Consider the following 19,713-nt stretch of genomic DNA (forward strand, 5'->3'; position numbering starts at 1 on the left):
GTCAAGACAGGAATCTACGGCTTCGGTTCTGATTCAATCAGAACCGAATTCGCGCTGGGCGCGCGACGGCCGCCGGGCACGGCCTATGCCTGCGGCAGGTCGAAGCAGTAGAGCGCAACAAAGCACAATGCGCTTGCGCCGAGCTTGCGCTTGAGCAAACAACGATTCGATTCAAATTGATAAGGAAGCGCCGGCGTAATCCGGGGCCGCTGGTCGACATCGGCACAGATCTCCCGGCTTACGCATTCGCGTCACCGGGCTACGAGGTGATTCAGATGTAATCTTCCGCGAAGGTGCGGATGCGCGGGGCTGGCCGCAGGTTTACCGCAGCAGGCTTCGGCGTTTCCGGGATGATCGTGATGGTCCAGGCCGCCGGAACGCGCGACTTGTTTTCCACGATGGATCGAACGTGGCCCGTGACCGTCGCGCCGGCCGAATGCGCGGTTGCGGTCCTGCCGTTGAACTGTGCGATCCGAAAACGCCTGGCTTCCTTCTGGTCCGTCGTTTCGAACGTGAACATGTCAGCTCTCCCGTGTGCACTCCGATTATCGCCGGTTAAGCTTAGCCGTCCGTGAAAATTGAGAGCCGTAGAAGTACGGCCGGCTTTCCACGCGGGAAGCAAGCGCGCGGTCGCGCTTATGGCGTAACCGATTCGTACCCCTGAATCAGGCGGGTGTATTGGGCTTTCACCGTCGCGTAGCATTCGCAAGAGGTCTTCATCAGGCCGTCGAGATTGGTGATCTCGATATGGCCTCGGCTGTAGTGGATGAAATCCGCCTGCTGAAGCGTGTGCGCCACCAGCGAGACGCTGTTGCGGCGCGCGCCGATCATCTGCGCCATCGCTTCCTGCGTCAGCACGATCTTGTCGCTTCCGGACAGGTCGCGGGTGTGCAGGAGGCATCGTGCGAGCCGCGATTCCACGGGATGCGAAGCGTTGCAGCCGGCGGTCTGCTGGACCTGCGCATCGACCGCAAGCCCGTGCCGCGCCAGCGCGTAGCGCAACGTCGCGCTGCGGTCGGCGGCGAGGCGAAGCTGCTCGAGCTCGATGGTCGAAGCGATGCCGGGCACCACCACCACCGCGCAGTTCAGCGCGGTCGCGTCCCCCAGCGCGGCGAACGCGCCGAAGATGCTGTCGCGCCCGACCAAGGCGATCTGCACGTGCTCGCCGCGCGCGAGCTTCACGACCAGGGAAATCGCACCCCTCTGCGGCAGGTAGGCTCGCTTGAGCACTTCATCGACCTCGACCAGGACCATGTCCTGGATGAGATCGACTGTGCGCAGATGCGGGCGGATCAGTTCGAAATCGGATGCCGACAGCGCGGACAAGAATCCGTTCAGCGAACGAGGAACCGAATCCAAAGCAGTCTCCTGCCTCATTGCTAGAGCGTATCTCGGCCTGGCAGCTGACACACGCTGACCGAGTTGCAAGATGGCCTTGCCACGCATCGCGGGCAAGGAAAACCTGTTCATTTGACTGATGTCGTTTGATACTCGTCGGCGACTGTGGCCTCAGCGACGCAGGTTCCGCTAATCAGAGCGTTTTCGAGCGAAGCGGAGACCGGTTCGCGTGAAGAAAACGCGTCAGAACAAGAATCTGGAGCTTCGGTTCTGATTCCATCAGAACCGAAAGTGCTCCAGAGGCTTCTCATTCCGTTTTGAGCAGTCGACCGCATTGCGTCCTCACCACGGTGTAGCACTCACAGGCGGTTTTCTGCAGACCTTCGAGATCGATGATTTCGATATTCCCGCGGCTGTAGCGGATCAGCCCAGCCTCCTGGAATGCGTGTGCCACGATCGAAATGGCATTGCGCCGGACGCCGAGCAACTGCGACAGACATTCCTGCGTCAACGGGAGTGGCTCTCCGCCGCACAACTCTCGCGCGTGCAGCAGCCAGCGTGACAGCCGGGATTCGACCGTGTGAGATGCATGACATGTCGCGGCTTGCTGGGCCTGCACGGACAGCGCCTGCTGGTGCCTGACCAGAACTTGCCGCAGAGTGCTGCTCGCCTCCATCGCGGCGCGCAGGCGATCGGTTGCGAGAACCGAGGCGATGCCGGGTATGATGACGACGGCATCCGCCAGCGATGGTCCGTCATGGAGCACGGCAGTGCCGCCGACAATGCTGTCGCGTCCAATCTTGGCGACTTCGACGGTTTCACCTTCCGTGAAGCCGACGATCAGTGAAACCACACCGCTATGCGGCAGATAGACATCGCCGATCGGCGCACCGGCCTCGAACAGCACGGCGTCTTTCGTCAGCTCGACGATTGCGAGATGCGGCCGCAGCAACTCGATTTCCGCCGCTGGCAGAGTCTGCAACAGATGATTGGACGGACGCGATGATCCAGACATTCCTTCTCCTGCCGAAAGGCGGGAGCTCACCGTCTCGCGTCACCTACTCATGGCATGTCGGATAGCGCGAAGAATAGCTTTCCCTCACGATTGCACAAGAGCTACACGCGCGTGGCTATACACCTTACCGGGCAGATAGACGTTTTCGTTTGCGACCGAACCAAAAATCGCGCGCTGATTCGTGCGAGGTGGGACAAGCGATCAACGGCGAAACGGCTGTGCGAATGGCGGCGCTGTGTGTATGCGAAATACCACGCACGATCGAAAGGAACTTGTTCGCGCAACGTGGCTGTCTTCTCCGACGAGACGAGCACGAAACATTCCAAATCCATCACGCTCGCTTTGTCTGTCGACGACGAGAGTTGCTGCTGTGCGATCCGCGATCGCAATCCATCATGCGTGCTGCTGTTTCGATCTGCGCGTTCACACTTGCGATCATCTCAGTAGAACTACTGAGAAATGCGTCTGCGCGCGGAGTTTCTGGGTATTTGTACTGAGGAGCGATTTAACGAACGGGTAGCGCCGCCGGAACAGTGTGGCACGGTCGCCGGAGTGAAGTTTCCGGCGGCTGCGTCAATCGTGTGTTCATCCAGAAGGGTATCAAACTATGTCCGGCATTATTCTCTCGGCTTCGGTTCGCCAGAACCTGCTCTCGCTGCAGTCGACCGCTGATCTGCTCGCCACCACGCAGAGCCACCTTTCGACCGGCAAGAAGGTCAACTCGGCCCTCGACAATCCCACCAACTATTTCACCGCCGCCTCGCTCGACAACCGCGCAAGCGACATCAACAACCTGCTCGATGGCATCGGCAATGGCGTGCAGGTGCTGCAGGCAGCCAACACCGGCATCACCTCGTTGCAGAAGCTGGTCGACAGCGCCAAGTCGATCGCCAACCAGGCGCTGCAGGCGACCTCAGGCTATTCGTCCAAGTCGACCGCCACGTCGGCGGCCGTGACCGGAGCGACGGCCGCGAACCTGCTCGGCAACGCCGATACGGCCGCGACCGTGTCGGGCACCGCGGTCACCAACCTGGCCGGCACCGAAACCACCACCGCGGCCGGCTTTGCCAATGGCGACTCGTTCACCGTCAACGGCAAGACGATCACGTTCGCGACCGGCGGCGCTGGTGCCACCGCGGCCTCGACCACGGACGCTGCGGGCAACGTCACGATCAATCTGACATACACTGCCGGCGCCACCGACTCGACCGTGGCGGATGTTCTTACCGCGATCAATGGCATCACCGGTGGCACGTCGTCGGTCAGCGCCGGCAACGTCCTGACCATCAGCAACGCCGCCGCCGACAAGACCAACAGCATCACTCTTGGTGGGTCCAGCACGGTCCTCGCCAAGCTGGGTCTTACGGCCGGTGAGACCAAGCCGACCAATACCAAGGATAACCAGGTCCTCAGCATCGCTGCGATCGGCACCAAAGCGGCTCAGACCATCACCATCGGAACCGGCGCCGGTGCGGTGAACACCCTGGACGACCTCAACAAGAAGCTCGCCGACAGCAACCTGACGGCTTCGATCTCCAGCGATGGCAAGCTGAGCATCACGACTGCGAACGACGATGCGTCGGTTGATCTGACCGGCAAGATCACCGGCAGCGCCACGGGTGCTGGCGGTCTGCTCGGGACTCTCACCACGACTGCGCCGGTCAAGGACGTCAACGCGCAGAACACCCGTGCGGATCTGGTCCGCCAGTACAATACGGTGATCGACCAGATCAAGACGACGGCGCAGGATGCGTCCTTCAACGGCATCAACCTGCTGAACGGCGATCAGCTCAAGCTGGTGTTCAACGAAACCGGCAAGTCGACGCTGACGATCAACGGCGTGACCAACGATCCGGCCGGCCTCGGCCTGGCGTCGTTGACTGCCGGGACCGACTTCATCGACAACGACAGCACCCAGACGGTTCTCACTTCGCTGAACAATGCCTCGAGCACGCTGCGTTCGCAGGCGTCGGCCTTCGGTTCGAACCTGTCGATCGTGCAGATCCGTCAGGACTTCTCCAAGAACCTGATCAACGTGCTGCAGACCGGCTCGTCCAACCTGACGCTGGCCGACACCAACGAGGAAGCGGCCAACAGCCAGGCGCTGTCGACCCGCCAGTCGATCGCGGTGTCCGCGCTGGCGCTCGCCAACCAGAGCCAGCAGAGCGTGCTCCAGCTCCTCCGCTGAGCGCTGCGACAAAACCGAACACGGAAGCGGCGGAGGCAACTCCGCCGCTTTCGGACTGACGAATTGCGAGACCGGATGGCGTCGCACCTGCTGCCGGTTTGCGCGACGAAGATTTCGAAGATTGAGGGCGAGCAAGCCCCCGCGCCGTTGCCTAGAAAAGGAGACGATCATGCCGTTACGCGTCGAGCTGAAGCCGTTTGAACGGATCGTCATCGGCGAGACCGTGCTGATCAACTCCGGCACCCGCACGTCCTTCCTGATCGACGGCGAAGCGCCGATCCTGCGCGAACGTGACACCGTGACCGCGGAGACCGCCAACACCCCGGCGAGGCGGCTCTATCACTGCGTCCAGACCATGTATCTGAAGAACGAGGTGCAGCGTTATCGGACCGCCTATCTCGGCTTTGTCAAGGAGCTGCGGGAGGCCGATGCCAGCACGCGCGAGGCGCTCGATCTGGTTAACCGTCATGTCGCGGATGGCGCGCTTTACAAGGCGCTCAAGGAAATCCGCAAGCTGATGCAGCGCGAGCAGCAGCGCGCCGCGGCCTGAGCCTGCCGGCTCCGCCTCACACGCGAAAACTCCAGCGAATTCATTGTCTTCGTGTCTGGGCGCGCGACGGCCGTCGATGACGCGCCTCGGCGGTTCCCTGCCGCACGGTATCAACATGCCATCCGTATTCGCACGGACGGTAAAATTAAGTGGTTGTGAGCCGCCAAGGCCTATCGATTGATCAGCATCTACAAGAACAATCGAGAGGCGAATTCAGATGGACGATCCTCGTGTCGGCGAGCAGGTGCGGACCTGCCTTGTCGTCGATGATTCCAGCGTGGTGCGGAAAATCGCGCGCCGCTTCCTGGAAGAACTCAATTTCCAGATCATCGAGGCCGAGAACGGTGAGCGGGCACTGGACGCCTGTCGTCGTGCCATGCCCGCAGCGGTGCTGCTCGACTGGAACATGCCGGTGATGGACGGCCATGAATTCCTGCTCCATCTGCGCCGGCTGCCCGGCGGCGACCTGCCCAAGGTCGTGTTCTGCACGACCGAGAACAACATGGATCACATCTCGCGCGCGCTTGAGGCGGGCGCCGACGAATACATCATGAAGCCGTTCGACAAGGACATCATCGCCGCCAAGTTCCACGAAGTCGGCCTGTGTGCGGCCTCGATGCCCACCTGATCATTCGAAAATCCCTTGCGCCAAGAGGCTATCGTGAACGCTTCCGATTACGAGTATCTGCGCAAATTGCTCAAGGACCATTCCGGTCTCGATCTGTCCGCGGACAAGCAATATCTGATCGAAAGCCGCCTGCTGCCGCTGTCGCGCAAATGCGGCCTCTCCGGCATCGACGATCTCGTGCAGAAGATGAAGGGCGGATCGGCTCGCCACATCGCGCAGGTGGTCGAGGCCATGACCACCAACGAGACCTTCTTCTTCCGCGACAAGGCGCCGTTCGATCATTTCCGCGATACGATCATCCCGGAACTGTTGAAGGCCCGGGCGGCCCGCAGGACGATCCGGATCTGGTGCGCCGCCGGCTCGACCGGGCAGGAGCCCTATTCGCTCGCGATGTGCCTAAAGGAGATGAGCGCGCAGCTTGCGGGCTGGCGCACCGAGATCCTCGCGACCGATCTGTCGCAGGATGTGCTGGAGAAATCCAAGGCCGGAATCTACAGCCAGTTCGAGGTGCAGCGTGGCCTGCCGATCCAATTGCTGGTGAAGTATTTCAAGCAGAACGGCGAGCTCTGGCAGGTCAACGCCGACATCCGCGCGATGGTGCAGCACCGGCAGCTCAACCTGCTGCATGACTTCGCGCAGCTCGGCACTTTCGACGTCATCTTCTGCCGCAACGTCCTGATCTATTTTGACCAGGACACCAAGATCAACATCTTCAACCGCCTCACCAGGTCGATCGAAGGAGATGGCTTCCTGGTGCTCGGCGCGGCCGAAACCGTCGTCGGCCTGACCGACGTCTTCAAACCCTGTCCTGAAAAGCGCGGCCTCTATCGGCCGACCGGCACCCGTCCAGCGGTCGCCCCGATGGCGGCTGCCGCAATGCCCAGGATGGCCGCGATCGGAGGACGCTGACGATGAAGGAGACCAGCAGGGCAGCGGAGCGAGTGACATTCAGTCGCGGCTATGAGGTGTGCATCATGGCCATCGATGGAACCTGGCGGCGCAATTGCGTGCTCAACGCCATCTCCGAGAATGACGCGGCCCTGAACGTCGAAGGCTCCATCCAGGGCCTCAACCTTAAGGAATTTTTCCTGCTGCTGTCCTCGACCGGGCTTGCCTACCGCCGCTGCGAACTGGTCCGCGTCAACGGCACCGAGATCGACATCCAGTTCATCCGGGGCAAGCCTGTGAGAAAGCGCCTCGCCGCGGCGTCGGGAACTGAAAGCCCCAAGACGGCCGGCTAAAGCGCGATAACTTTTCCTCGAATCGTCATCCAGCTTTAGCTCTTTGTTCGAGCATGATCTTTTTCGGAAAACCAGTTTCCACTTTTCCGGATCATGCTCTAGTTTAGCTGGTGCTCAATTGCCTTGGCCTCGAGCAGGAACTCAAGGGCCGCGCCGAGGCCGGCGTCGCATGCCTTCAGCGCCGCTCCCGCTACAGCATAGCGGGGCGTGACATCATCAAGCACGAAAATGTCGGCGTCGGCGGCTTCCATGGAAGCAAGCGAGGTCTCGCAGACGATTGCGTTCTCGATCCGCGACAGGCTCGCCTGCACCTGCCCGATCAGGCACATCAGGTCCGAGACGATCGATTCATAGGCGTCGTTTCCATCGACGGCCTTGGCGGCGATATTGTTTCCTGCAGCTTTCTGCATGCGCATTCTCCACGGGAGCCTATCTTTAGGGACCGCGGTGCTACTTGTGCGTTAAGCCGTCGTCCCGTACAAATACGGGCCAATGCGATGCGATGTCGGTCGGAGCCATTGTTTCGGTTGCAGGTTTCACCAGTAGGGACGGAATGACCTATGGCTGAGAGTGCCCCCTCCCGCGGGGAGATTTTCGTAGTCGATGACGATCCCGCCGTCCGCGACACGCTTTCGATGGTGCTGTCCGCAGCCGGCTATCAGGTGATCTGTTTTGCCGACGGCGCCGCGCTGCTGTCGGTGGCGCGAACCAGGACGCCGGCCTGCATCCTGCTCGACGTCCACATCCCCGGCAAATCCGGCCTCGACATTCTCAAGGAACTGCACGGCGAGGAGTATCCGGCGCCGATCTTCATGATCTCGGGACAGGGCGACATCGCGATGGCCGTCAGCGCCATCAAGAACGGCGCGCTCGACTTCATCGAGAAGCCGTTCCGCGGCAGCGAGATCGTCGCTCGCCTCGACGAGGCGATCGGCGCCTATACGCGGCGCCAGGCCGACAGTTCCGCATCGCAGATAGCGACGCTGCATTTCCCGGGACGCGAGCCATTGACGCGGCGTGAGCGCGAGGTGCTGGAACAATTCACGGCGGGCGCTTCCAACAAGGAAGCGGGACGTCACCTCGGCATCAGCCCGCGCACGATCGAGGATCACCGCGCCAACATCATGAAGAAGCTCGGCGCCAGGAACGCCGCCGACCTCGTGCGCATCGTCATGACCGCGCAGCAGCAACAGCAGCGCTCGGCCTAGCCGTCGTCCCGGCTCAAGGCCCGGACGACATCGTCTTTTTTGCGCGGGCTAATTGCGACGTCTGATGCGATCGATTGCGTCGCTATCCAGCCAGCGCCTTGCGGATCATGATGGCCATGTCCGACTTGCGATAGGGCTTCGCCAGCAACAGCACGCCTTCGTCGAGCCGGCCGTGATGGATGATGGCATTCTCGGTGTAGCCCGAGGTGAACAGCACCTTCACGTCGGGCTTCAGCTTGTGGATCTCTTCCGCTAGCTGGCGGCCGTTCATGCCGGGCATGATCACGTCGGTGAACAAGAGGTCGAACGGTTTGCCGGCGCGGGTGATGGCGAGCGCGTCGGCAGCGTTTGCGGCATCCAGCGTGACATAGCCGAGCGAGTGCAATTGCGTCAGCACATAGTCGCGCACCAGCTTGTCGTCCTCGACGACGAGGATGGTTTCGTTGCCGCCCTGCAGTTTCGCCGTGAGCGTCGGCTCGATCGTGGCTGTGGCGCTGGTCGCAGGCGGCAAGTACATCTTGACCGTGGTGCCGTGGCCTTCCTCGCTGTAGATCTTGATGTGCCCCGCCGACTGCTTGATGAAGCCATAGACCATGCTGAGGCCGAGCCCGGTGCCCTTGCCGGGCCCCTTCGAGGTGAAGAACGGATTGAACACCTTGTCGATGATGTCGGAGGGAATTCCGGTGCCGGTGTCGCTCACCGCGATCATCGCATAGCGCCCCGGCCGCACGTCGCCCTGCAGTCTTGCGTAGGTTTCGTCGAGGAACACGGTTCCCGTCTCGAGCACGAGCTTGCCGCCATCAGGCATCGCATCGCGGGCGTTGAGCGCGAGGTTGAGGATCGCGGTAACGAGCTGGTTGGGATCGACGATGGCAAGGCAGGTCTCGTCCTCGAAGATCGATTCGATTTCGACATGCTCGCCGAGCGTTCGCTGCAATAGCTTGGTGGTCTCGACGATCAGGAGATTGACGTCGATCTCGCGCGGGTCGAGCGGCTGCTTGCGGGCGAATGCAAGGAGATGCTGCGTGAGTTCGGCGCCGCGCGCGGCCGCCTCGTCGATCATCTTGGTGATCGCGGCAAGCTGCGGCTCGGTCTTCACCGCGTCGGCCAGGATCTCGATCGTGCCGGTGATGACGGTCAGGATGTTGTTGAAGTCATGCGCGATGCCGCCGGTGAGCTGGCCGACGGCCTCCATCTTCTCGGCCTGCCTCATGCGCTCTTCGGCGGCGATCTTATCAGTGAGATCGCGGACGAAGCCGTTGAACACGAAACCGTCGCGGGTCTTCAGCGCGGCGATGCTCAGTTCCGCGGTGAACTCGGTGCCGTCGCGCCGCCGTGCCTGCACCTCGCGGCGCGGTTGTTGCAACTGTACGCCGCCTGAGTGCAGGAAGGCCCCCAGCGCCGCCTTGAGCGGGCCGTCCGGCCGCCCGAGCAGCTCGAACACGTTCTTGCCGAGCGCCTCGTCGCGGGGCCATCCGAACAGGCTCTCGGCTTGCGGATTCCAGTAGCGAATGATGCCCTTCTGATCGATCTGCACGAAGGCATCGAGCGCGCTGTTGATGATGCCGCGCGCCAGTTGCTCGCTCTCGAGCAAATTTTCCTGCGCCTTGCGGCTTTCGGTCATGTCGCGCGCGGTCTTGCAGATGCCGATGATGGCGCCGGATGCCGACTTGATCGGTGAGATCGAGAGCGAGACCTCGACCGGCTTGCCGTCCTTGCGCAGGCGCACGGTCTCGTTGTTCGCGATCGCCTCGCCACAGCCGATCCGGCGCAGCACGTCGTCGGTCTCCGCGGCGCGGTCGGGCGGCACGATCAGCGAGATGTGCCGGCCCACCGCCTCAGTCGCGGTGTAGCCGAACAGGCGCTCCGCAGCCGGATTCCAGCCGGTGACGATGCCGTCCAGCGACTCCGTAATGACGGCGTCGTTGGCGGATTCGACCGCGGCGCTGAACAGGCGCTCGCGCCCGGCGAGGCGGTCGCGCGCGGCTTCGGTCCGCAGATGTTCGACCACCTCGCGCTCGAGCGCAACCGTCTTGGCATTCACCTCGCTGATCACGCGCACGAAGGCGCGCGCCAGCACGCCGGTCTCGCCCGGCGCGTCGACCGGAATGGCGTCCGTGCCCTTCTGTGCGACGCTCTCGACCGCCGCCGTCAATTGCCGGATCGGCCGCATCAGCGATCTCGCGATCAGGATCGCCAGTCCCGCCGCGGCCAGCACGGCGAGCAGGCCGACCACGATCGAGCTGTTGCGGATCGTCGCCGCCGGCGCCATGAACACCGCGTTCGGAACCGTCTCGATCACCGCGATCCATTGATTGTCGACCAGCAGCGCGGGCGCCAGCGCGACGCCGTTCGGCCGTCCGCCCGCGCCTTCGACCATGCGCGAGAAGCCCTGCGTGGTCCCCTGCGCCGACGCCAGATAGGGGAAGTCGCGCCGCCAGTCGGCTCCCGATCCTGTCTGCCCGCCGAATTCGCGCGTGCGGTCGGGATGGACGAGGTAGTTGCCTCTGCTGTCGACCACATAGGCCGTTTCGCCCTGCCGTACCGAGTTTCGCGCGCGGTCCAACTCGCTGCGCATGTCGATCTCGATCAGGATGATCCCGAACGGCTTGCCGTCGGCCGCCGGCACCGTCGTCGCCACCCGCAGGATCGGCGCCGGCTGCGCCGCGCCGGCGTCCTTGTCCAGTTCGACCGGCGAGACATAGATTCCGCCGACGCCAAGCGCGAGCGTGTCGCGGACATAGGGCGCGTCGCGGGCGCGCGGCAGCTCTGCTTCGGGCACGGCGCGAACGGCGCCATGCGGCCCCGAACGGTCGACGCGGACGATCTCGTGCCCGCCATCGGCAACGCCGATATAGCGCAGCTGCGCGTAAGCCGGCTTGATCGCAAGCTGCGCGGCGAGGCGGCCTTCCAGCCGCTCGCGCCACACTGCCTCGCCGACATGATCGACCGGATCCGTTCCATCATTGAGACGGGCCCGCATCATTCCGATCACCGCGGCAAAATCGCGAAAGATCACGATGTCGGCGCGCGCGCTGTCGGTATAGGTGGCGAGGTCGCCCGCGACGAAGCGCGAATGCGCCTCGATCCGGTCGAGCACCCGCGGCACGATCTCCTGTTCCAGGCTGCGATGGCTCAGCCACGCGACCGCGCCCACTGTGATCGCAACCAGCGCGATCATGGCGATGGCGAGTCTGGTTGTGAGCGTCATCTGTGCGGTCGCGGCCTTCCTCTGTCCGGACCAGGCGACGGGGTGTCGCCATGGCCAGGGCGACCGATGCTAGAGCATGATCCGGAAAAGTGGAAATCGGTTTTTCGCTCGCGACAAACGCAAAAGCGTTTGCGCGGAGATCATGCTCCTACAAAGAGCCGAAGCGGGATGACAATTCGAAGAAAAGTCAGTTCGACGCCTGCGCGCCGCGCGCATTAGAGCGTTTTCGAGCGAAGTGGACACCGGTTCGCGTGAAGAAAACGCGTCAAAACAAAAACCTGGAGCTTCGGTTCTGATTCCATCAGGACCGAAGCTCTAGTCGTTGAAATAGTGCGGATGCCGCGCGCGAATCTGCGCGAGCTCGCTCAGCGTCCCCGACAAATGGGTTCGCAGATGTTTTTGCGCTTCCTCCGGCTCGCCGCCGGCGATAGCCTTGGCGATCAGCTTGTGATGGCGGACGATATCCTGCGCCTTGCCGGGCGAGGGCAGATGCAGCCGGCGCAACCTGTCGATGTGGCCGCTGCGGCTGCGGATGAGGGTCCAGATTTCCTGCTTGTCGGCGGCCTCGTATAGCTGCGCGTGGAACTCGTTGTCGGCGGCCATGAATTTCTCGAACGCGCCGGCCTTTGCGAACTGCTGTTGCCGCGCGATGGTGGAGTTGAGATCGGCGACGAGCGCCTCGTCCGGTTGCAGCGCGAGCACGCGCACGATCTCCAGCTCGACCGCCTGGCGCAGGAAATGTGCCTGCTGCGCGCGGCGCAGGTCGATCCGGCTGACGACCGTCGCATATTGCGGGAACACCTCGACGAGACCTTCCTCCTCGAGCCGCTTCAGCGCGTCGCGGATAGGCGTCGAGGACACCCCGAACTGTTCTGCCAGCGCGGCGCGCGACAGCGGTGAGCCCGGCGGCAGTTCCAGTGCGATGATCATGCCGCGCAGGCGCTCAAACACTTGCGGCGCCGCCTGACGGTCGCGATCGAGCAGCCCGCTCGATCGCGGGACGACACGACGCTGGCCGATGACCGGTGGATCCATTTGAATTGCCGTTACGCCCGCGAGAGGCTTGCCAACGATGCACTAATACATTAGTGCATTTCCGCAGGGGTGGTCAATCCGCAACCCTGAGAGGAAGCGCGTAATGAACAGGATGATGTGGCGGGCGCTTGCGAGCGCCGCCGTGGCGTTTGGTTTGCTGCAGGGACCGGCGGCACTGGCGCAGCAAAAGACGGAAATCGCCTTGTCGCGGCAGCCGGGTATTTTCTATATTCCGAGCCACATTATCGAGAAGCAGAAGCTGATCGAGAAACATGCCGCAGCGCTTGGCGTGCCCGGCATCACCACCAAATGGTTGACATTCTCCAGCGGCGGCGCGCAGACCGATGCGCTGCTTGCGGGCGGCGTCGACATCCTCAATACCGGCACCGGCAATCTCTTGCTGCTGTGGGATCGGACCCGCGGCGGCGTGAAAGGCATTGTCGCCACTTCCGCGCAGCCGATGACGCTGATCAGCCGCGATCCCAACATCAAGTCGCTGAAGGATTTCGGGCCGAACGATAAAATCGCGTTGCCGACCGTGAAGGTCTCGACGCAGGCCATCGTGCTGCAGATCGCGGCAGGCGAGTTGTTCGGCTCGGATCAATGGTCGAAGCTCGATCCCAACACCGTGCAGCTCGGCCACCCCGACGCCTATGCGGCAATGTCCAATCCGCAGCATGAGGTGCGCAGTCATTTCTCGATCCCTCCCTATACCTTCCTTGAGCTGAAGAATGTGCCGGGCGCGCATGTCGTGCTGAACTCGCCTGACGTGATGGGCGGCCCGCTTAGCCAGGCGCAATTCTTCACCACGACGAAATTCGCCGACGCCAATCCAAAAATCATCCAGGCCGTGCGGCTGGCGACCAAGGAAGCGCATGACCTGATCCGAAGCGATCCCAAGCTCGCGGTCGAAATCTATAAGGAGATCACTGGCGACAAGACGTCAGTTGAAGATCTGCTGGCCTGGCTGAAGGAGCCCGGCATGATGGAGTGGAATCTGGAGCCGCAGGGCACCATGAAATTCGCCAACCATCTCTTCAAGACGGGCACGCTGAAGACGCAGCCCAAGGCGTGGACCGACTATTACCTGCCGGTCGCGCATGACCTGAAGGGCAGTTGATCCCATGGCGCCGCTCCTTGACGTCTCCGATGTGACGCTGCGCTACAAGACGTCGAACGCGGTCATCACAGCGACCGAACGCGTCTCCTTCACGGTTGATCGCTCCGATCGCTTCGTGCTGCTCGGGCCGTCCGGCTGCGGCAAATCCACGCTGCTGAAGGCGGTCGGCGGCTACTTGCGGCCCAGCGAGGGCAAGATGCGGATTGACGGCCGCGAGATCGTCGAGCCGGGCGCCGATCGGATGATGATCTTCCAGGAGTTCGATCAACTCCTGCCGTGGAAAACCGTGCTGGAGAATGTGATGTTTCCGCTCCTGACCGCGCGGCGGCTACCTCGCAAGAAAGCCGAGGCGAAGGCTCGGGCCTATATCGAGAAGGTCGGGCTGACTCGCGTGGTCGATAGCTATCCGCATACGTTGTCTGGCGGCATGAAGCAACGCGTCGCGATCGCGCGCGGCATGGCGATGGAGCCGGACATTCTGCTGATGGACGAGCCGTTCGCGGCGCTGGACGCGCTGACGCGTCGGACTTGCCAGGACGAATTGCTGCAGCTCTGGTCTGATACCAAGTTCACCGTGCTGTTCGTCACCCATTCAATCGCGGAAGCTATCAAGATCGGCAACCGCATCCTGCTGCTGTCGCCGCATCCGGGCCGGGTGAAGGCCGAAGTCGTTGACGTCGACCGCGTCTCCAGCGAAGACGGCAGCGCTGCACGGCTGGAGAAGCAGATACACGATCTGCTGTTCGCTGAGCCGGCAACCGCACACTGAGGAGAGGCGCGATGGGAGAAGCAACGATCCTGCTGCGCGAGAGCAATGCAGTGGCCGCGCCGGCCGCAGGCGAGGTCGAGCGCAAGCTGAGTGTGTGGGAGCTGCTCTGGGACGACGGCTTTGTGCGCAAGGGGCTCATCATTGTCTTCCTGGCGGCAGCTTGGGAAGCTTACGGTCTGTGGCTCGACAATCCCCTGTTGTTCCCGACCTTCCATGACACCGTCGTCACCATGTTCGAGAAGGTGCGCGACGGCACCATCCCGATGCGGGCCTGGGCGTCGCTAAAAGTACTGTTCATGGGTTATTCCGCCGGCATCGCCCTGGCCTCGATCTTGACCATCCTCGCGATCTCGACCCGCATCGGCACGGATTTCCTCGAGACGATCACGGCGATGTTCAACCCGTTGCCGGCGATTGCGCTCCTGCCGCTTGCACTGATCTGGTTCGGGCTTGGCAATGGCAGTCTTGTGTTCGTGCTGATTCATTCCGTTCTCTGGCCGGTCGCGCTCAACACCCATGCCGGTTTCAAGAGCGTATCCAACACGCTGCGCATGGTCGGCCGCAATTATGGCCTGCGCGGACTACCCTATGTGGCGCGCATCCTGATCCCCGCGGCTTTCAGTTCGATCCTGACCGGGCTGAAGATCGGTTGGGCCTTTGCCTGGCGCACGTTGATCGCCGCCGAACTGGTGTTCGGCGTGTCGTCGGGACAGGGCGGGCTCGGCTGGTACATCTTTGAGAACCGCAACCTGCTCGACATTCCCGCCGTGTTCGCCGGATTATTGACGGTGATCATCATCGGCCTGATCGTCGAAAACCTGATCTTCCGCACCATCGAGCGGAACACGGTCCAGAAGTGGGGCACCCAGACATGAGCGACAAAAGCAAGAAGAAGCGCCCCGACCAACTCCGCAGCGCGCGCTGGTTCGCGCCCGATGATCTCAGGGCCTTCGGCCACCGCTCGCGCGCCATGCAGATGGGCTACGCGCCGGAGGAGTGGAAGGACCGGCCGGTGATTGCGATCATCAACACCTGGTCGGACGCCCAGCCCTGTCACATGCATTTCAAGAGCCGCGTCGACGACGTCAAGCGCGGCGTGTTGATGGCCGGCGGCTTTCCGATGGAACTGCCGGCGCTGTCGCTGTCGGAATCGTTCCTGAAGCCGACCACCATGCTCTATCGCAACATGCTGGCGATGGACGCGGAAGAATTGCTGCGCGGCCATCCGGTCGACGGCGTCGTGCTGATGGGCGGCTGCGACAAGACCACGCCGGCGCTGTTGCTCGCCGCCACCTCCATGAACCTGCCCACGATCTATCTGCCGGCCGGTCCGATGCTGCGCGGCAACTGGAAGGGCCGCACGCTGGGCTCGGGATCGGACGCCTGGAAATATTGGGATGAGCGGCGTGCCGGCAAGATTTCCGATGATGACTGGGTCGACATGGAAGCCGGCATCGCCCGCAGCTACGGCACCTGCATGACCATGGGCACCGCCTCCACCATGACCGCGATCGCCGAATCCATCGGCATGACGCTGCCGGGTGCCTCCTCGATTCCGGCCGCGGATGCCGGTCATATCCGCATGGCCTCCGAATGCGGCCGCCGCGTCGTCGAGATGGTCTGGGAGGATCTGACCCCGCAACAGATCCAGACCCGGAAGGCGTTCGAGAACGCGATCACGGTGGCGATGGCGATGGGCTGCTCGACCAACGCGATCATCCATCTGATCGCGCAGGCCCGCCGCGCCGGCCAGGACATCTCCCTCGACGATTTCGAGAAGTCGAGCCGCGAGGTGCCTGTTATCGCCAATGTCCGCCCGAGCGGCGATCTCTATCTGATGGAGGATTTCTTCTACGCCGGCGGCCTGCCGGCGCTGATGAGCCAGATCAAGGATCATCTGCATCTCGACTGCCTGACCGTGACCGGCAAGACGCTGGGGGAGAATATCGCCCGCGCCGAAGTCCATAACGACGATGTCATCCGCAGCGTCGCCAACCCGATCTACAAGGAGGGCGCGCTCGCGGTGCTCAAGGGCAATCTCGCGCCCGACGGCTGCGTGATCAAGCCCAGCGCCTGCGATCCGCGCTTCCTGAAGCATTCCGGCCCGGCGCTGGTGTTCGACGATTACCCCTCCATGAAGAAGGCGGTCGACGATCCCGATCTGGATGTGACGGCCGATCATGTGCTGATCCTGCGCAATGCGGGGCCGCAGGGCGGTCCGGGCATGCCGGAATGGGGCATGCTGCCGATCCCCACAAAACTCGTGAAGCAGGGCGTGCGCGACATGGTGCGGATCTCCGACGCGCGGATGAGCGGCACCAGCTATGGCGCCTGCATCCTGCATGTCGCGCCTGAAGCCTATATTGGCGGTCCGCTCGCGCTTGTGCAGAACGGCGATCTTATCACCCTCGACGTCGCCGCCCGCAGCATCACCCTCGATGTGCCGCAGGAAGAGCTCGTACGTCGCCGCGCCGCCTGGAAGCCGCCGGAGCGCCGCTACGAGCGCGGCTATGGCTGGATGTTTACGCGCCACATCAAGCAGGCCAACGAAGGCTGCGATTTCGATTTTCTTGAAACCGGCTTCGGCAAGCCGGTCGATGAGCCGTCGATTTATTGACTCTTTCTTCACCTCTCCCGCTTGCGGGAGAGGCGTAGGCCGCCTTCGGCGGCCGTTCTTAAAGGACGCCGCAGCGAAGCTTCGGCTACGGCATAGCGCCGGGTGAGGGCTCTCTCCGCTGGGGGACTCGTGGAGAGAACCCTCACCCCAGCCCTCTCCCGCAAGCGGGAGAGGGAGCCGCAGCATCTCTCCCGGAATGACGAAGGAGCAGTTCACATGTCCAAACTCAGCGACACCACCCGCAACAAGCTGAAAGCCATCTCTACCGCCACCGTCGCCACCGCGCTGTACAAGCGCGGCTTCCGCATCCAGTGCATCCAGGACGTCCACCCCTTGAGCCCGGACCAGCCGACCATGGTCGGCGAAGCCTTCACGCTGCGCTACATGCCGGCGCGCGAGGACCTCAACAAGCTCGAGGTCTTCCGCGACCGTTCACATCCGCAGCGCAAGGCGATCGAGGATTGTCCGCCCGGCGCGGTGCTGGTGATGGACAGCCGCAAGGATGCGCGTGCCGCCTCTGCCGGCGCCATCCTGGTGACGCGCTTGATGAAGCGTGGCGTTGCTGGCGTCGTGACCGACGGCGGTTTTCGCGATTCCGCAGAGATCGCCGGGCTAGGCTTTCCCGCCTATCACCACCGGCCGAGCGCGCCGACCAATTTGACGCTGCATCACGCGATCGAGATCAACGTGCCGATCGGATGCGGCGACGCGCCGGTGTTTCCCGGCGACGTGATCCTCGGCGATGCTGACGGCGTCATCGTCATCCCCGCGCATCTCGCCGACGAGATCGCCGAGGAAACCTTCGAGATGACCGCATTCGAGGATTTCGTCGCCGAGGAAGTCCATAGCGGGCGCGGCATCTTCGGCCTCTATCCCGCCACCGATCCGCAGACATTGACCGATTTCGCGGCGTGGCGGAAAAGGAACGGACGCTAGATTTCGTTGTTCGAGCTGACATCGGCCCAAACGTTTCCGAGTCGGGCTCGAACTCTTAAACCGATCTTTGGCGCCAAGCCCATCAAGACGGAGGAAAGCCATGCTGATGTTCAACAATCTGATCGACGGCGAATGGATGTCGGACGGCGCGCGCTCGCCCAACGTCAATCCATCCGATACCAACGACATCGTCGGCGAGGCCGTGCGCGGCACCCGTGCTCAGCTTGATGCCGCGGTCGCGGCCGCCAAGGCGGCATTCCCGGCATGGTCGCGCGCGACGCCGCAGGCCCGCTATGACATCCTCAAGAAGGCGTCCGACGAAATCCTGGCCCGCAAGGATGAACTGGGCCGCCTGCTGTCGCGCGAGGAGGGCAAGACCCTGCCCGAGGGCATCGGCGAGGCCGCGCGTGCGGGGCAGATTTTCGCGTTCTTTGCCGGCGAGTGCCTGCGCATGGCCGGCGAGAAGCTGTCTTCCGTGCGGCCTGGCATCGACGTCGAGATCACCCGCGAGGCCCTCGGCGTGGTCGGCCTGATCACGCCCTGGAACTTCCCGATCGCGATTCCGGCCTGGAAAATCGTGCCCGCGCTCGCCTATGGCAACACGGTCGTGATCAAGCCGGCTGACCTGGTGCCGGGCTCGACCTGGGCGCTGGTCGACATCCTGCAGCGTGCCGGCCTGCCCAAGGGCGTGCTCAACCTCGTGATCGGCCGCGGCTCCGAGGTCGGCGCCGCGCTGCTCGAACATCCGGATGTCTCCGCGATCAGCTTCACCGGATCGGTGGCGACCGGCCAGAAGGTCGCTGCGGCCTGCGTAGCATCGCGGCCGATGAAGAAATTCCAGCTCGAGATGGGCGGCAAGAATCCGCTGGTCATTCTCGACGATGCCGACCTGAAGGTCGCGGTCGAATGTGCCGTCAACAGCGCGTTCTTCTCCACCGGCCAGCGCTGCACGGCGGCCTCGCGGCTGATCGTCACCAAGGGCATTCACGACAAATTCGTCGCCGCGCTCACCGAGCGTCTGGGCGGCCTCAAGGTCGACGACGCCTTGAAGGCCGGCACCGATATCGGCCCGGTCGTCGACCAGAACCAGCTCGATCAGGACCTGAAATATCTTTCGATCGGCAAGGACGAGGGAGCCAAGCTGGTGTTCGGCGGCGAACGGCTGAAGCGTGATGCGCCCGGCTTTTATCTGCAGCCGGCGCTGTTCACCGAAGTGACCAACAAGATGCGGATCGCGCGCGAGGAAATCTTCGGCCCGGTGGCGGGCGTCATTCGCGTCAACGACTACGCCGAGGCGCTGGCGACCGCAAACGATACCGAGTTCGGCCTCTCCGCCGGCATCTGCACCACCAGCCTGAAATACGCCAGCGACTTCAAGCGCAACGCCGAGGCGGGCATGGTGATGGTCAACCTGCCGATCGCCGGCGTCGACTATCACGTCCCGTTCGGCGGCAGAAAAGGCTCGAGCTATGGTTCGCGCGAGCAGGGCAAATACGCCGCCGAGTTCTACACCACCGTGAAGACCGCTTACACGAATCCGTGAGGGCAGCGGACGTTAGAGCGTTTTCGAGCGAAGTGGGCACTGTTCGCGTGAAGAACGCGTCAAAACAAGAACCTAGAGCGTGATGAGATAAGGTCGAATTGAATCGGTCATGGCGCTGCCTCCTCACCTCTCCCCATCGGGGAGAGGTCGGCGCGCAGCGCCGGGTGAGGGGATCTGCTCCATCGAGGGACCGCAACCCCTCACCCGCGCCTCCGGCGCGACCTCTCCCTTCGGGAGAGGTGAACTTGCGGCTAAACCGATTCAACCAAATGCATCACGCTCTAAGCCGGCGTTGCCGTCGCCCGGCGGAACGT

General features: G+C 63.0%; 18 protein-coding genes. 12 read left to right on the forward strand and 6 right to left on the reverse strand.

Features of this window, described 5'->3' with window-relative positions; translation table 11 throughout:
• Positions 1-271 precede the first annotated feature (271 nt).
• The 3 genes from AC5ZG1_RS36580 to AC5ZG1_RS36590 form a co-directional block, all read right to left on the reverse strand.
• Positions 272-520, reverse strand: coding sequence for a hypothetical protein (locus AC5ZG1_RS36580; RefSeq protein WP_208829482.1), 249 nt, complete (start codon positions 518-520; stop codon positions 272-274).
• Positions 521-636: 116 nt separating this feature from the next.
• Positions 637-1,377 carry a Crp/Fnr family transcriptional regulator gene (locus AC5ZG1_RS36585; RefSeq protein WP_155255055.1) on the reverse strand — a complete coding sequence of 247 codons (741 nt, stop codon included), beginning with the start codon at positions 1,375-1,377 and terminating at the stop codon, positions 637-639.
• A gap of 268 nt (positions 1,378-1,645) precedes the next feature.
• Positions 1,646-2,353, reverse strand: a complete 708-nt coding sequence (locus AC5ZG1_RS36590; protein ID WP_456644088.1) for a Crp/Fnr family transcriptional regulator — start codon at positions 2,351-2,353, stop codon at positions 1,646-1,648.
• Positions 2,354-2,960: 607 nt separating this feature from the next.
• On the opposite strand from AC5ZG1_RS36590, the gene AC5ZG1_RS36595 reads away from it, so the two are divergent.
• The 5 genes from AC5ZG1_RS36595 to AC5ZG1_RS36615 all read left to right on the forward strand — a co-directional run bounded on the left by AC5ZG1_RS36595 (position 2,961) and on the right by AC5ZG1_RS36615 (position 6,960).
• Entirely contained in the window at positions 2,961-4,541 is a 1,581-nt protein-coding gene (locus AC5ZG1_RS36595; RefSeq protein ID WP_456644087.1) for a flagellin N-terminal helical domain-containing protein, read from the forward strand.
• A 169-nt stretch (positions 4,542-4,710) separates the two neighbouring features.
• Positions 4,711-5,091, forward strand: a complete 381-nt coding sequence (gene flbT, locus AC5ZG1_RS36600) for a flagellar biosynthesis repressor FlbT (RefSeq protein ID WP_028162388.1) — start codon at positions 4,711-4,713, stop codon at positions 5,089-5,091.
• A gap of 244 nt (positions 5,092-5,335) precedes the next feature.
• The gene (locus AC5ZG1_RS36605; RefSeq protein WP_456644132.1) at positions 5,336-5,719 is read left to right on the forward strand and encodes a response regulator; all 384 of its coding nucleotides are present in this window, start codon (positions 5,336-5,338) and stop codon (positions 5,717-5,719) included.
• Positions 5,720-5,752: 33 nt separating this feature from the next.
• Positions 5,753-6,628, forward strand: coding sequence for a CheR family methyltransferase (locus AC5ZG1_RS36610; RefSeq protein WP_456644086.1), 876 nt, complete (start codon positions 5,753-5,755; stop codon positions 6,626-6,628).
• 2 nt (positions 6,629-6,630) lie between these two features.
• Positions 6,631-6,960: a hypothetical protein gene (locus tag AC5ZG1_RS36615; RefSeq protein WP_028162385.1), complete on the forward strand. Its 330-nt coding sequence runs from the start codon at positions 6,631-6,633 to the stop codon at positions 6,958-6,960.
• 98 nt (positions 6,961-7,058) lie between these two features.
• Here AC5ZG1_RS36615 and AC5ZG1_RS36620 read toward each other — a convergent pair whose 3' ends face one another.
• Positions 7,059-7,370: a hypothetical protein gene (locus AC5ZG1_RS36620; RefSeq protein ID WP_456644085.1), complete on the reverse strand. Its 312-nt coding sequence runs from the start codon at positions 7,368-7,370 to the stop codon at positions 7,059-7,061.
• Positions 7,371-7,520: 150 nt separating this feature from the next.
• Between AC5ZG1_RS36620 and AC5ZG1_RS36625 the strand changes: the two genes are divergently transcribed.
• Positions 7,521-8,168, forward strand: a complete 648-nt coding sequence (locus AC5ZG1_RS36625; protein ID WP_028162383.1) for a response regulator transcription factor — start codon at positions 7,521-7,523, stop codon at positions 8,166-8,168.
• 82 nt (positions 8,169-8,250) lie between these two features.
• Here the strand turns inward: AC5ZG1_RS36625 and AC5ZG1_RS36630 are convergent, their stop codons facing one another.
• Together AC5ZG1_RS36630 and AC5ZG1_RS36635 are read right to left on the reverse strand one after the other, a co-directional pair.
• Positions 8,251-11,379, reverse strand: a complete 3,129-nt coding sequence (locus AC5ZG1_RS36630; protein ID WP_496135792.1) for a PAS domain S-box protein — start codon at positions 11,377-11,379, stop codon at positions 8,251-8,253.
• Between the two features lie 315 nt (positions 11,380-11,694).
• Positions 11,695-12,414 (reverse strand): GntR family transcriptional regulator, encoded by a 720-nt coding sequence (locus tag AC5ZG1_RS36635; protein ID WP_130228640.1) that lies wholly within the window; start codon positions 12,412-12,414, stop codon positions 11,695-11,697.
• Positions 12,415-12,526: 112 nt separating this feature from the next.
• On the opposite strand from AC5ZG1_RS36635, the gene AC5ZG1_RS36640 reads away from it, so the two are divergent.
• The 6 genes from AC5ZG1_RS36640 (at position 12,527) to AC5ZG1_RS36665 (ending at position 19,399) form a co-directional block, all read left to right on the forward strand.
• Positions 12,527-13,534: an ABC transporter substrate-binding protein gene (locus tag AC5ZG1_RS36640; RefSeq protein WP_245474946.1), complete on the forward strand. Its 1,008-nt coding sequence runs from the start codon at positions 12,527-12,529 to the stop codon at positions 13,532-13,534.
• 4 nt (positions 13,535-13,538) lie between these two features.
• The gene (locus AC5ZG1_RS36645) at positions 13,539-14,303 is read left to right on the forward strand and encodes an ABC transporter ATP-binding protein (protein WP_130228639.1); all 765 of its coding nucleotides are present in this window, start codon (positions 13,539-13,541) and stop codon (positions 14,301-14,303) included.
• An 11-nt stretch (positions 14,304-14,314) separates the two neighbouring features.
• Complete coding sequence (locus AC5ZG1_RS36650; protein ID WP_496135793.1) at positions 14,315-15,178, forward strand: ABC transporter permease; 864 nt, start codon at positions 14,315-14,317, stop codon at positions 15,176-15,178.
• Positions 15,175-16,920, forward strand: a complete 1,746-nt coding sequence (gene araD / locus AC5ZG1_RS36655) for an L-arabinonate dehydratase (protein ID WP_496135794.1) — start codon at positions 15,175-15,177, stop codon at positions 16,918-16,920. Before AC5ZG1_RS36650 ends, araD begins: the two co-directional genes overlap by 4 nt.
• Positions 16,921-17,136: 216 nt before the next feature.
• A complete protein-coding gene (locus AC5ZG1_RS36660; protein ID WP_496135795.1) occupies positions 17,137-17,856 on the forward strand; it encodes a ribonuclease activity regulator RraA in 720 nt (239 codons plus the stop codon).
• 100 nt (positions 17,857-17,956) lie between these two features.
• Positions 17,957-19,399 (forward strand): aldehyde dehydrogenase family protein, encoded by a 1,443-nt coding sequence (locus AC5ZG1_RS36665; RefSeq protein WP_496135796.1) that lies wholly within the window; start codon positions 17,957-17,959, stop codon positions 19,397-19,399.
• The last annotated feature ends 314 nt before the right edge of the window (positions 19,400-19,713 follow it).

It is taken from the genome of Bradyrhizobium sp. Leo78 (assembly GCF_059512425.1).